The sequence below is a fragment of the Micromonospora aridisoli genome (genome assembly GCF_056150025.1).
In genome coordinates, this window is record NZ_JAXCFK010000011.1 from 134,703 (window position 1) to 146,813 (window position 12,111).

Below are 12,111 nucleotides of genomic sequence, written 5' to 3' on the forward strand. Positions count from 1 at the left end.
AGCGGTCGACGCCATCGCCGGTGGCGGCCGTGTCGGCCAGCGGGTCACGCCGGCTCGGTGACGAAGTCGATCAGCCGTTCCATCGCGTTGATCAGCGGTGTCTCCACGTCGGCGAAGGTGTTCACCCGGGAGAGGATGTGCCGCCACATGTCGGCGGGCTCAGCCACGCCGAGCGCGGCGCAGACGCCTTCCTTCCACGGCCGTCCCGGAGGCACCACCGGCCACGCCGCGATGCCCACCGCGGCCGGCTTCACCGCCTGCCACACGTCGACGTAGGGGTGACCGGTCACCAGCACGTGCGGGGAGTTGACCCGGGCCACGATGCGGCTCTCCTTGGAGCCGGGCACCAGGTGGTCGACCAGCACGCCGAGGCGCCGGCCCGGGCCGGGGCCGAAGTCGCGTACCTCGGCGTCGAGGGCGTCGATGCCGGACAGCGGCTCCACCACCACACCCTCGATCCGCAGGTCGTCGCCCCAGATCCGCTCGACCAGGGCGGCGTCGTGCACGCCCTCCACCCAGATCCGGCTGGCCCGGGCCACGCGGGCGCGTACCCCGTCGACCGCGACCGAGCCGGAGGCGGTCCGACGCCGGGCGGCCGGCACCGCCGGTCTCGTGGGGCGGCGCAGGGTGACCGGGCGACCGTCGAGCAGGAACGCGGCCGGCAACAGCGGGAAGTTGCGTCGCCGGCCGTGCCGGTCCTCCAGCACGACCGCGCCGGACTCGAAGCCGACCACCGCGCCGCAGAAGCCGGACTCGGCGTCCTCCACCACGAGATCAGGTTCGGCGTCGACCTCCGGGGTGATCTTCCGCCGCCGCCAGTCCCCCGCCAACACGTCCTCGCCGTACCGCCGCCCCATCCCGCCACGCTAATCCCACCCGCACCACCCCGCCCGCCGACGACACGCCACTTCGCCGGATCGAGCATGTGGCGCAGACCATGGAAGTGACGAAGCACCCGCCACAACCCGCATGATCGGCGCAGGCGGGAGGTGTGGGCGCGGCAGTCGAGACACGGACGGGCGTCACCACGTACTCTTTCGGCATGTCCACCCCCGCTGCGGGTGCGGCCATCCTCGCGCCGCGCCGGTCGAGCCGGTTCGTTGCCTGGGTGCGCGCGTGGCGCGCCGGGCTCGTGCCCTTCGACGAGGTCGCCGACGCGGTCGCCGGTGCCGAGGAGCACCTGGTCGCCGACGCCCCCGGCACCTGGACCGACGTGCCGCTGCGGGAGGCGCTGCCCACCCTGGCCAAGCTCTCGCCGGACGAGATCCGCCTGGTGCTGCCGGCTCCGGGTGACCCGCGCGGCCTGCCGGGTCCGGGCGACTTCGCCGGTGCCGCGCTGCTCGCCGGGGAAGCCGTGATAGCCGGCGCGCTGGGGCTGATCCCGGAGGTACGCGTGCACACCTCCGGTTCCGGCGACACCTTCGAGACGGTGCTCTGGCGGGTCCACCCGCTGCCGGCGGACGCCCCCGCCGCCTGCCTCACCCTGCCCGGGGCCGCCGAGGCGGAGGCGGAGCTGGCCGCCGCGTTGGCCGACACCACCGCCGCGCTCACCCGGCTAGACGTGGCCCAGTGGCGCCCGGAGCTGGCCGGCGCACTGGAGGCGTTGCGCCGCCCCGACGGCACCACCGATCTGCCGCCCGGCTTCGACCCGCGGTCCCGCCGGCTGTTCGCCCGCGCCGCCGTGCTCGACCGGGTGCTCGCCCTGGCCGGCCACGCGGCACCCGGCGGAGCGGTCAACAACTACGAGGCCCAGCAACGCGACGCGGCCCTGCGTCCGCTCACCGCCGCCTGCCGCCAGGCCCTCGTCGCCGCCTGCAACGCCCCCCTCCGCCCCTGACCCCACCCACCCGGCGCCTCGCCTCGCCGCGTCTTGTTGGTCATGGGGTTAGCGGCGGAGATGATCTCCAACAGTGCCGCCAACCTCATGATCAACGAGGAGGTTCAGCGGGTCAGATCTCGTCGATCAGGTCGGCGACGGAGTTGACGATCCGGGACGGACGGTAGGGGTAGCGTTCCGCCTCCACGCGGGTGCTGATGCCGGTCAGCACGAGGATGGTCTCCAGCCCGGCTTCCAGGCCGCAGAGGATGTCGGTGTCCATCCGGTCGCCGATCATCGCGGTGCTCTCCGAGTGCGCGTTGATCGTGTTCAGCGCCGACCGCATCATCATCGGGTTGGGCTTGCCGACGAAGTACGGCTCCACGCCGGTCGCCTTGGAGATCATCGCCGCGACCGAGCCGGCGGCCGGCAGGGCACCCTCCACCGACGGCCCGGTGGCGTCGGGGTTGGTGCAGATGAACCGCGCCCCGTCGTTGATCAGCCGGACGGCCTTGGTGATCGCCTCGAAGCTGTAGGTGCGGGTCTCCCCCAGCACCACGTAGTCGGGGGCGAAGTCGCTGAGCACGTAGCCCACCGCGTGCAGGGCCGTGGTCAGCCCGGCCTCGCCGATCACGTACGCCGTGCCGCCCGGCCGCTGGTCGGCCAGGAACTGGGCGGTGGCCAGGGCGGACGACCAGATCGCCTGCTCCGGCACGTCCAGGCCCATCCGGGCCAACCGGGCCTGCAGATCCCGTGGCGTGTAGATCGAGTTGTTGGTCAGCACCAGGAAGGGCTTGCCGGAGTTGCGCAGACGCTTGACGAACTCCGGCGCGCCCGGCACCGGCTGGCCCTCGTGCACCAGCACCCCGTCCATGTCGCTGAGCCAGCTCTCGACGGGCTTACGGTCATGCATGATCATCCCCAGGGGTGTCGTCGGGTTCGCCGCGGCGGCCAGGGCGGACGGCAGCGGTCAGGACGGACGGCGGGGTGGGACGCAGCAGACCGTGGGGCAGGTGTCCCACATCGGCAGCTGACCGAGGCGGCGGCGCAGGGTCGCCCCGTCCGGGTCGATGCGCTCCCGCACCAGTTCCCGCACCATGGTCACGTAACGGGGGTCGGTTCCGGGCGTGCCGGCGCGGACGAAGTCCAGGCCGAGCCGCTTGGCCGTGTCCGACGCCTCGGTGTCCAGGTCCCACACCACCTCCAGGTGGTCGGAGACGAAGCCGATCGGGCTCACCACCACCGCGGTCACGCCCTGCTCGGCGAGCGTCTCCAGGTGGTCGTTGACGTCCGGCTCCAGCCACGGCACGTGGGGCGGGCCGGAACGGCTCTGCCAGACCAGGTCGTACGCGAGGTCGGGGGCCGCCGCCGCGTGCACCAGCCGGGCCGTCTCGGCGAGCTGGGCGGTGTACCGGCCCCCGTGCGGGCCGGCGCTGTCGGCCGCCGAGATCGGCACCGAGTGCGCGGTGAAGACGAGCCGGGTCGTGTCCCGGCGGGCCGGGTCGAGCTGGGCCAGCGCGGCGCGTACCGCGTCGACGTGCGGCTCGACGAATCCGGGGTGGTCCCAGAACTGCCGTAGCTTCTCGATCACCGGCGCATCCGGGCCGACCGCCGCCCGGGCGGCGGTGATGTCCTCCTGGTACTGCCGGCAGGACGAGTAGCCGCCGAAGGCGCTGGTGACGAAGGCCAGCGCCCGCCGTACCCCGTCGTCGCGCATCTGCGCCACCGTGTCGGCGAGCATCGGCGCCCAGTTCCGGTTACCCCAGTACACCGGCAGTTCGAGCCCGTTGGCGGCGAAGTCGGTGCGGACCGCCGCCAACAGTTCTCGGCACTGCTGGTTGATCGGAGAGACACCACCGAAGTGCTGGTAGTGCTCGGCGACCTCGGCCAGCCGCTCCGGCGGGACGCCCCGCCCGCGGGTCACGTTCTGCAGGAACGGCATCACGTCGTCGGGCCCCTCCGGGCCGCCGAAGGACACCAGCACCACCGCGTCGTACGCCATGGGGCCATTCTTCCCGGTGGTCTGCGGCGACCCGGCAACGCCCCCGGGTCCCGGTCGTTAAGAGGGGGCCCCTGCTATACCGCAGGCGTTAAGAAGGGGCCCTTCCTTTTCGCCTCAGGCGCCGACCGCGTGGTAGCCACCGTCGACGTGCACGATCTCGCCGGTGGTCGCCGGGAACCAGTCCGACAGCAGGGCCAGACAGGCCCGGGCGGCGGGTTCCTGGTCGGTGAGGTCCCAGCCCAGCGGGGCCCGCCCCGCCCAGGCGTCCTCGAACTGCTCGAAGCCCGGGATCGACTTCGCGGCCATGGTGCGCAACGGGCCGGCGGCCACCAGGTTGCTGCGGATGCCCTGCTTGCCCAGGTGCAGGGCGAGGTAGCGGGAGGCCGACTCCAGCCCGGCCTTGGCCACGCCCATCCAGTCGTAGACCGGCCACGCCTGGCTGGCGTCGAAGGTCAGCCCGACCACCGAACCGCCCGGTGACATCAGCGGCAGCGCCGCGACCGCCAGGGACTTGTAGGAGTACGTCGAGACGTGCAGCGCCGTCGCCACGTCCTCCCAGGAGGCGTCGAGGAACCCGCCACCGAGGCAGCTCTGCGGGGCGAACCCGATCGAGTGCACCACCCCGTCGAGACCGTCGACGTGCTCGCGGACCTTGTCGGCCAGCCCGGCGAGGTGCTCGGGGTCGGTCACGTCCAGCTCGATCACGGGCGCCGGCTCGGGCAGCCGCTTGGCGATCCGCTCCACGAGCGAGAGTCGGCCGTAGCCGGTGAGCACGACTTGGGCACCGTTCTCCTGCGCGAGCTTCGCCACCGAGAACGCGATCGAGGCGTCGGTGATGACGCCGGTGACGAGCAGCCGCTTACCGGCCAGCAGTCCGGACATTAAGCTCATTCCTCCGTGCTAGGGATTCAGTGACCCATGCCCAGGCCACCGTCGACCGGGATGACCGCGCCGGAGACGTACCCGGCGCTGTCGCCCGCCAGCCAGGTGACCACCGAGGCGACCTCGTCCGGGCTGGCCATCCGACCTGCCGGGATGGACTTGAGGATCTCCGCCTTGCGCTCCTCGGCCAGCACCGCGGTCATGTCGGTCTCGATGAAACCCGGCGCGACCACATTGGCGGTGATGTTGCGGCCGCCCAGCTCCCGGGTGATCGAGCGGGCCACCCCGACCAGGCCGGCCTTGCTGGCCGCGTAGTTGACCTGGCCGGCGCCGCCGGAGAGGCCGACCACCGAGGAGATGAAGATCATTCGTCCCCACCTGGCCCGCAGCATCTTCCCGGAGGCCCGCTTGGCGCAGCGGTACGCGCCGGTCAGGTTGGTGTCCAGCACCCGGGTGAACTGCTCCTCCGACATGCGCAGCAGCAGTGTGTCGTCGGTGATGCCCGCGTTGGCGACCAACACCTCGACCGGCCCCAGCTCCGCCTCGACCGCCGCGAAGGCCGCGTCCACCGACTCGGCGTCGGTGATGTCGCAACGCACGCCGAACAACCCCTCGGGCGCGCCGCTCCCCCGGTGGGTGATCGCCACCCGGTCGCCCTGCTTGGCGAAAGCCTGGGCGATGGCCAGACCGATCCCCCGGTTGCCCCCGGTTACCAGCACAGTTCGCGACACGGTGCGTCCCCTCCAAAGATCGCTGCGGCTTGGAGACTAGGCGTTACCGCACGGTAATCACTAACCCGCCGCACGTCACGCCGGCCCCGACCACGACCCGCACCGCGGGACGGTAGAACCGAGTCAGGCCGATGAACGGCGACGATCCGTGGGCCGGTCGGCCGAGTACGCCGATCCCGGGTCCCGGGTGTACGATGATCCGCGTTTGCGGGTCGCTCGGCGGCCCGCGTCGCCCCGGAACCCGACCCCAGGAGGTGATCGCTGTGCCAGATAGCGATCCTCCCAGTCGTGGCCGGGCCGACCGCCAGCCACGCTGAGCCCCGCTCCGCCTGAGCTGGCACCGCTCCCCGCGCCCTCGTCCCACCGTCCGGCTGACGCCGTGGCGGCGGTCGGACGGGTGCCGCCGGTAAGCAGTCCGGTCACGACTTCGCGTGTGCGCGTCCCCGATCCACCCCTTACGCGGCCCGCCCTGCCCGGGTCGCCGAGTCGCCACGTCGGAGCTGTCATGAGCCGCTACGTCGCCCCGCTGGGCTTCACCCTCGCCGCCGTCTGGGTGGCCGTCCTCTTCGTCCTCGCCAGCGGCAACCACTGAGCCGTCACCGGCGGTCCGGTCAGATCATGCGGGAGGACCAGAGCAGGCTGAACGCGCCCGCGCACAGGGCCAGCAGCAGGGCGATGCCCGCGTACCACTGGGTGATCTCCCTCGGCTCGGTCCGGAACCCGATCGAGCTGCCCATGTCCTGGTACACCTGCTTCAGCTCGCTGACCGTGGCCGCCTCGTAGAAGAAGCCCTCGGTGGTCTCGGCCAGCTCGGCCAGGGCGAGCCGGTCCACCGGCACCCGCTGCAACTGACCACCGATGTCGACATGGCCGGAATCGGTGCCGAAGGCGATGGTGGAGACCGGCACGTTCGCCGCCTGCGCCGCCGCGGCCGCCTCCTCCACCGACCGTCCCGCCGTGCGGTAGCCGTCCGACAGCAGCACGATCCGGGCCGGCGGGATACCGGCCGCGCCGTCGGCCGGCACCGAGCGGATCGCCTCCAGACAGGTGAAGACCGCCTCGCCGGTGGCGGTCGCCTCGGCGAGCACCAGCCCGTCGATGGCGCTGGTCACCGCCGGGCGGTCCTTGGTCGGCGGCACCAGCACGTTGGCCGACTTGGCGAACGAGACCAACCCCACGTTGTACGTCGCCGGCAGCTCCGCCACGAACTGCTTCGCCGCCTCCTGGGCGGCCTCCAGCCGGTTCGGGGGCACGTCGTCGGCCTGCATCGACAAGGACACGTCGATGGCCAACATGATGGTGGCCCGTTCCAGCGGTTCCCGGGTGTCGACCGCCGGCCGGGCCAGCGCGCCGGCCAACACCAGCAGCGCGAGCAGGAAGGCGGTCGCCGGCACGTGCCGCCGCCAGCCCAGCCCCTTCGGCGCCACGGTGCGCAGCAGGTCCACGTTGGTGAACCGCAGCGCGTAGTCACGGCGGCGCAACTGCCGCCAGACGTACAGCGCGGCGAGGGCGAGCACCGGCAGCACGGCCAGCAGCCACCACGGTTGCAGCAGTCGAATCATCGCGTCGTCCCCCGGGTGCGGGCGTGCCGCTGCGCGGCCACGAAGCGCACCATGTCCAGCAGCCAGTCTCGGTCCGTACGCAGTCGCAGGTGGGCGGCGCCGGCGGAGCGCAACGCGGCGGAGATCTCGGCACGTTGCGCCGCGGCGGCCGCCGCGTAGCGGTGCCGCAGTCCCGGGTCCGCGGTCTGCACCTCGTGCAGCTCGCCGGTCTCCGGGTCGACCACCGGCAGCACCCCCACGTCAGGCAGCTCCAACTCACGCGGATCGACCACCTCGACCGCGAGCAGATCGTGCCGTACCCGTAGCTTGCGCAACGGACGCGCCCACTGCGCCGGCGGGGCGAGGAAGTCGGAGATGACCACCGCGACACCGCGCCGCCGGGGCGGCCGGTTGAGCATGTCGATCAGCGCGCCGAGGTCGCCGCGTCCCGGCCGAATCTCGGTGCCCGCGATGGCCCGCAGCATGCCCTGGGCCTCCTTGCGTCCGGAGCGGGCGGGCAGCCTGACCAGTCGTCCCGGTCCCGGCGGCACGGTCGGGGCGCGTCGGCCCCGCCGTGGCGTGGGGAGGTCACCCCCGCTGCCCACCACCGCGCCGATCCGGTTGCCGCCCCGTACGGTCAGGTGGGTGATCGCCGCCGCCGCCGCGATCACCACGTCCCGCTTGAGCCACTGGCCGGTACCGAAGTCCAGGCTCGCCGACAGGTCCACCGCCAGCCACGTTTCCAGCTCACGGTCGGCCACGGTACGCCGCACGTGCGGGGTGGTGGTACGGGCGGTGACCGGCCAGTCCATCCGACGCACGTCGTCGCCGGGCCGGTACTCACGCGACTCGCCCGCCTCGCTGCCCGGCCCGGGCAGCAGGCCCGCGTAGTCGCCCTGAAGGAGCCCGTCGAGCTTGCGGGTCACCAGCAGTTGCAGCCGGGCCAGCACCGCACCGGAGCGGCTGCTGGCCGCGTGCCGGTCCGGCTGACCGGGTCGAGGGGTGGTCGAGGTCACGGTCGCTGCCCGGGCCACCCCGACGTAGGTGCCACCGCCCCGGCGGGCGGGGTGGCCTGCTGCCGCGGCGCCACCGAGGGCAGCGGAATGGTGGACATCACCCGGTGCACCACGTGGTCGGCCGGCACGTCGTCGGCGAGCGCGTCGTAGCTGAGCACCAGTCGGTGCCGCAGGATGTCCGGCGCGATGTCCTGCACGTCCTGCGGCAGGGCGTAGTCACGGCCGCGCAGCAGCGCCAGCGCCCGGGTCGCGCGGACCAGGCCGAGCGAGGCCCGGGGACTGGCGCCGTACTGGATCAGTTGCGCGACGTCGGGCATGCCGTGTTCCGCGGGCGTACGGGTGGCCAGCACCAGCCGGACCGCGTAGTCGACCAGGGCGTTGTGCACGAAGACCTGGTCGGCCCTGTGTTGCAGGGCGATCAGATCGTCGGTGTCGAACACCGCGGCGGGTTCGGGCGGGGCGACGCCCATCCGGTAGACGATCTCCCGCTCCTCGGCGTCCGTCGGGTACCCCACGATGATCTTCATCAGGAAGCGGTCCCGCTGCGCCTCCGGCAGCGGATAGACCCCCTCCTGCTCGATCGGGTTCTGCGTCGCCATCACCAGGAACGGGTTCGGCACCCGGTGGCTTTCACCCCCGATCGAGACCTGCCGCTCGCTCATCACCTCCAGCAGTGCCGACTGCACCTTCGCCGGCGCCCGGTTGATCTCGTCGGCGAGCAGGAAGTTGACGAAGACGGGCCCCAGTTCGACGTCGAACTTCTCACTGGACTGCCGGTAGATCCTGGTGCCCATGATGTCGGCCGGTACCAGGTCCGGGGTGAACTGCACCCGGGCGAACGACCCGCCGACCACCCTGGCGAGGGTCTCCACCGCGAGGGTCTTGGCCACCCCCGGCACCCCCTCCAGCAGACAGTGCCCACGGGCGAGCAGCGCGACGAACATCCGCTCCACCATCCGGTCCTGCCCGACGATCACGCGCTTGATCTCGAACAGCGCCCGCTCCAGCAGGGTGGCGTCCTGCGCCGGAGTGGTCGACAGCGCGGCTGCCTGCGGTTGCGCCCCGTTCGGTGGCGGGGCGTCGGGCGTGGTCGGCTGGGCCACTGGTCCTCCACAGCGTGATCGGTCGTCGCGGCGTGTGCGGTACCAAGCCTCGCATGCCCGGCTGAGTACCGACGGAGGGAGCGACCGATTTCCGCCACGCCGTTCCGGGACGGAGGAATCGCCGATCGCCAGTGGACAAAGGCCGCCCCGGCGTGTGTACCATTCATCCGTCGCCGGGCGGCTTCCCCCGTGGCCGCCCGGCGCTCACTCTCCCCCGCCGTCATAGACTGAGCGGGATGACCGACCCCGACACCCCCACCGAGGTCCTGATCTGTTCGGCCCGTGGGTGTCGTGCCCCGGCCTGCTGGTCGCTGCGTTGGAACAATCCCCGCCTGCACCCGCCCGAGCGGCGCAAGACCTGGCTCGCCTGCGACGTGCACCGGACGTCGCTCGGTGATTTCCTCGGCGCGCGAGGCTTTCTGCGTGAGGTCACCCCGCTGGCCGGATCGCCTACGCTCGAAGAGTGGACTCGTACAACGGAGAGGCGGCACCGTGAGCGCGAGGAGTGAGCTTGCGAGCCCCGCAGTCGCGACCGACAAGGCTGTCCCGTGAGCGATGACGCATCTGGCGCCCTGCCGTCGCCCGCGCCGGCCAACCCGCTCGAACCGTGGCCGGACACCGTACGCTGGCAGTCGATATCGACCGATCTGATCTGGGTGGAGCTGCTGCGCCTGGCCGCCGGAGTCGCCTTCGTCTCGGCCGTGCTCGGTGTCGGCTGGGCGCTGACCGGTTCCTGGCCGTTCGGTGTGGCACTCGGCGCGGTAGGGCTGTTCGCCCTCTGGCGGTCGGTGACCATCGTCCGGGCGGTACGCGCCTGGGGCTACGCCGAGCGCGAGGACGATCTGCTGGTCCGGCACGGCCTGCTGGTCCGGCGGTTGTCCATCGTCCCGTACTCGCGGATGCAGTTCGTCGACGTCAGCGCCGGCCCGCTGGAGCGGGCGTTCGACCTGGCGACGGTGCAGTTGCACACCGCGGCCGCGGCGAGCGACGCCCGGGTGCCCGGGCTGCGTCCCGCGGAGGCGTCCCGGCTTCGGGACCGCCTCACCGCGCTCGGCGAGGACCGGGCGGAGGGACTTTGAGCGGGTCGGCCGGTTCGGGCCAGGACCGAACCCCACCCATCGCTGACGACGCCCCACCGAACGCGCCCGCTGGGGCAGCATCGTCGGGCGAGGGCCCAGGGTCCGGCCCGTATCCGGAACCCGGCCCGCCACCCGATGGAGCGACGCAGCCCGCCGGCCCGGCACAGCAGGTTGGCGACACACAGCCGAATGCCGCGCCGCAGACCTGGCCACCGGCGCCGCCACCCGGCCCAGGCCCGCACCCCGGACCGAAAGCCTGGCCGCCCGGGGCGGGCTGGCCACCAAGTGGTCCACCCGGCCGGCCGTACCCACCGGGAGCGCCGTACCCGCAGGGAGCGCCGTACCCGCCGGGACCGCAGGGAGCGCCACTCCCACCGGGAACGCCGCACCCACCCGGCCCGCCGTATCCGCCGGGAGCGCCGTATCCGCCGGGAGCGCCGTATCCACCGGGAGCGCCGTATCCACCGGGAGCGCCGTATCCACCGGGAGCGCCGTATCCCTCAGCCGGGTGGGCCGGGCCGCCGCAGGGTCCGCCGGCACGGCAACGGCTGCATCCGTTGAGCCCCGCCCTGCACGGGGCCAAGTCGCTGGTCGTGGTGATCGCCGGGTTGTCCTGGTCGACGCTGTCCCGGGTCGGGCTCGGCTGGTTCGTGGCGATGGTGATCGTGCTCGCGCTCGGTGCGAGCGTGCTGGCCGTGGTCAGTTGGTACAACACCGGCTACCAGGTGGTCGGCCGGGAACTGCGCATCCACGAAGGGCTGCTCTGGCGACGCACCCGGGCGATCCCGCTGGAACGACTCCAGGCCGTCGAGGTGGTCCGGCCTTTGCTCGCTCAGCTGACCGGGCTGGCGGAGCTACGGCTGGAGGTCGTCGGCGGCGGCAAGACCGAGGCACCGTTGGCGTACCTCAGTGTCGCCGAGGCCTCGGCGCTGCGGCAGCGCCTGCTGGCCCTGGCCGGCGACGCCACCGGCGCGGCACCGGCTCCGACCGGGCAGCCGACACCCGAGGGCGCCGAGGCGGCCCGGCCGCCCGGCCGTCCGCTGCACGCCGTGAGCAACCGGGACCTGCTCATCAGTCAGTTGCTGACCCCGCAGGCGTTCCTGCTGCCCTTCGGGGTGGCCTTCGTGGCGACGCAGTTCCTGTCCGAGGGCTCCTGGTCCTTCATCGCGGTGGCGAGCACGCTCACCGCGATGGCCGGCGTCCTGCTGCAACCGATCCGCCGGGTCCTCGACGACTGGCGGTTCCAGCTCGCCCGCGATCACGACCGGCTGCGGATCCGCAACGGCCTGCTGGAAACCCGGGTGCAGACCGTACCGTTGCACCGGGTGCAGACCGTCGGGGTGACCTGGCCGCTGCTCTGGCGGGTCAAGGGCTGGCTGCGGCTGCGCCTGGAGGTGGCCGGTTACGCCGCCGGCGAGCCCGATCAGCGCAACCGGCCGGACCGCCTGCTGCCCGTCGGCGACCAGCCGACCGGTGAGATGATCGTTGCCGAGGTGCTGCCCGGGGTGGTGCTCTCCGCGCTGCCGCTGCGGCCACCACCGGCCCGGGCGCGCTGGGTCAACCCGCTCAGCCGCCACGTCCTCGGTGCCGGCCTGACCGAGCAGGTCTTCGCCGTCCGCTCCGGTCTGCTCACCCGACGGCTGACCATCGTGCCGTACGCGCGGTTGCAGAGCGTACGGGTGGTGCAGGGACCGGTGCAGCGGCTGCTCGGGTTGGCCACCGTGCACGCCGACACGGCCGGCGGGGCCGGCGCGGCGGCGGTGGACCGCGACGTCGCCGACGCCTGGGCGTTGGCGGCGGAACTCACCGCTCGTGGCCGAGCCGCCCGCCGCCCCTCCTGACCCCCACCCGCCCAAACGCACACCCGCGATCATGCACTTTTCGTCCCCGCATAACGGGACATGAGCCGCATCACGGCGACCGAAAGTGCAAGATCCGCGA

Annotated in this window: 13 protein-coding genes; 5 read left to right on the plus strand and 8 right to left on the minus strand. The window is 72.7% G+C overall.

Annotated features, from left to right (window positions below):
- Nucleotides 1–44 precede the first annotated feature (44 nt).
- The gene (locus tag SM447_RS22680) at nucleotides 45–857 is read right to left on the minus strand and encodes a DUF3097 domain-containing protein (protein WP_474574853.1); all 813 of its coding nucleotides are present in this window, start codon (nucleotides 855–857) and stop codon (nucleotides 45–47) included.
- 185 nt (nucleotides 858–1,042) lie between these two features.
- Here SM447_RS22680 and SM447_RS22685 point away from each other — a divergent pair, with 185 nt between their 5' ends.
- Nucleotides 1,043–1,837: a hypothetical protein gene (locus tag SM447_RS22685; RefSeq protein WP_474574854.1), complete on the plus strand. Its 795-nt coding sequence runs from the start codon at nucleotides 1,043–1,045 to the stop codon at nucleotides 1,835–1,837.
- A gap of 112 nt (nucleotides 1,838–1,949) precedes the next feature.
- On the opposite strand, the gene SM447_RS22690 is transcribed toward SM447_RS22685, so the two are convergent.
- The 4 genes from SM447_RS22690 to fabG form a co-directional block, all read right to left on the minus strand.
- Nucleotides 1,950–2,729 carry an HAD-IIA family hydrolase gene (locus tag SM447_RS22690; RefSeq protein ID WP_474574855.1) on the minus strand — a complete coding sequence of 260 codons (780 nt, stop codon included), beginning with the start codon at nucleotides 2,727–2,729 and terminating at the stop codon, nucleotides 1,950–1,952.
- 57 nt (nucleotides 2,730–2,786) lie between these two features.
- Nucleotides 2,787–3,818, minus strand: coding sequence for a ferrochelatase (locus SM447_RS22695; RefSeq protein ID WP_474574856.1), 1,032 nt, complete (start codon nucleotides 3,816–3,818; stop codon nucleotides 2,787–2,789).
- Between the two features lie 114 nt (nucleotides 3,819–3,932).
- A complete protein-coding gene (gene fabI / locus SM447_RS22700; protein WP_474574857.1) occupies nucleotides 3,933–4,700 on the minus strand; it encodes an enoyl-ACP reductase FabI in 768 nt (255 codons plus the stop codon).
- A gap of 26 nt (nucleotides 4,701–4,726) precedes the next feature.
- Nucleotides 4,727–5,431 carry a 3-oxoacyl-ACP reductase FabG gene (fabG, locus tag SM447_RS22705; protein ID WP_474574858.1) on the minus strand — a complete coding sequence of 235 codons (705 nt, stop codon included), beginning with the start codon at nucleotides 5,429–5,431 and terminating at the stop codon, nucleotides 4,727–4,729.
- A gap of 433 nt (nucleotides 5,432–5,864) precedes the next feature.
- Between fabG and SM447_RS22710 the strand changes: the two genes are divergently transcribed.
- Nucleotides 5,865–6,023 carry a hypothetical protein gene (locus SM447_RS22710; protein WP_474574859.1) on the plus strand — a complete coding sequence of 53 codons (159 nt, stop codon included), beginning with the start codon at nucleotides 5,865–5,867 and terminating at the stop codon, nucleotides 6,021–6,023.
- A 19-nt stretch (nucleotides 6,024–6,042) separates the two neighbouring features.
- On the opposite strand, the gene SM447_RS22715 is transcribed toward SM447_RS22710, so the two are convergent.
- The 3 genes from SM447_RS22715 to SM447_RS22725 are packed head-to-tail and all read right to left on the minus strand — an operon-like array spanning nucleotide 6,043 to nucleotide 9,091.
- Nucleotides 6,043–6,993 (minus strand): VWA domain-containing protein, encoded by a 951-nt coding sequence (locus tag SM447_RS22715; protein ID WP_474574860.1) that lies wholly within the window; start codon nucleotides 6,991–6,993, stop codon nucleotides 6,043–6,045.
- Entirely contained in the window at nucleotides 6,990–8,006 is a 1,017-nt protein-coding gene (locus SM447_RS22720; protein WP_474574861.1) for a DUF58 domain-containing protein, read from the minus strand. Before SM447_RS22720 ends, SM447_RS22715 begins: the two co-directional genes overlap by 4 nt.
- Nucleotides 7,985–9,091, minus strand: a complete 1,107-nt coding sequence (locus SM447_RS22725) for an AAA family ATPase (RefSeq protein ID WP_474574862.1) — start codon at nucleotides 9,089–9,091, stop codon at nucleotides 7,985–7,987. Before SM447_RS22725 ends, SM447_RS22720 begins: the two co-directional genes overlap by 22 nt.
- 236 nt (nucleotides 9,092–9,327) lie before the next feature.
- On the opposite strand from SM447_RS22725, the gene SM447_RS22730 reads away from it, so the two are divergent.
- The 3 genes from SM447_RS22730 to SM447_RS22740 all read left to right on the plus strand — a co-directional run bounded on the left by SM447_RS22730 (nucleotide 9,328) and on the right by SM447_RS22740 (nucleotide 12,011).
- Nucleotides 9,328–9,600, plus strand: a complete 273-nt coding sequence (locus SM447_RS22730; protein ID WP_474574863.1) for a hypothetical protein — start codon at nucleotides 9,328–9,330, stop codon at nucleotides 9,598–9,600.
- Nucleotides 9,601–9,639: 39 nt separating this feature from the next.
- The gene (locus SM447_RS22735; protein WP_474574864.1) at nucleotides 9,640–10,170 is read left to right on the plus strand and encodes a PH domain-containing protein; all 531 of its coding nucleotides are present in this window, start codon (nucleotides 9,640–9,642) and stop codon (nucleotides 10,168–10,170) included.
- 548 nt (nucleotides 10,171–10,718) lie between these two features.
- Nucleotides 10,719–12,011: a PH domain-containing protein gene (locus tag SM447_RS22740; protein WP_474574939.1), complete on the plus strand. Its 1,293-nt coding sequence runs from the start codon at nucleotides 10,719–10,721 to the stop codon at nucleotides 12,009–12,011.
- Nucleotides 12,012–12,111: the final 100 nt, after the last annotated feature.

Bases quoted from the DNA above. Each gene is read 5' to 3' on its own strand.
- fabI (WP_474574857.1), bottom strand. From the start codon at position 4,700: ATGTCCGGACTGCTGGCCGGTAAGCGGCTGCTCGTCACCGGCGTCATC.
- SM447_RS22690 (WP_474574855.1), bottom strand. From the start codon at position 2,729: ATGCATGACCGTAAGCCCGTCGAGAGCTGGCTCAGCGACATGGACGGG.
- SM447_RS22680 (WP_474574853.1), bottom strand. From the start codon at position 857: ATGGGGCGGCGGTACGGCGAGGACGTGTTGGCGGGGGACTGGCGGCGG.
- SM447_RS22685 (WP_474574854.1), top strand. From the start codon at position 1,043: ATGTCCACCCCCGCTGCGGGTGCGGCCATCCTCGCGCCGCGCCGGTCG.
- SM447_RS22730 (WP_474574863.1), top strand. From the start codon at position 9,328: ATGACCGACCCCGACACCCCCACCGAGGTCCTGATCTGTTCGGCCCGT.
- SM447_RS22695 (WP_474574856.1), bottom strand. From the start codon at position 3,818: ATGGCGTACGACGCGGTGGTGCTGGTGTCCTTCGGCGGCCCGGAGGGG.
- SM447_RS22715 (WP_474574860.1), bottom strand. From the start codon at position 6,993: ATGATTCGACTGCTGCAACCGTGGTGGCTGCTGGCCGTGCTGCCGGTG.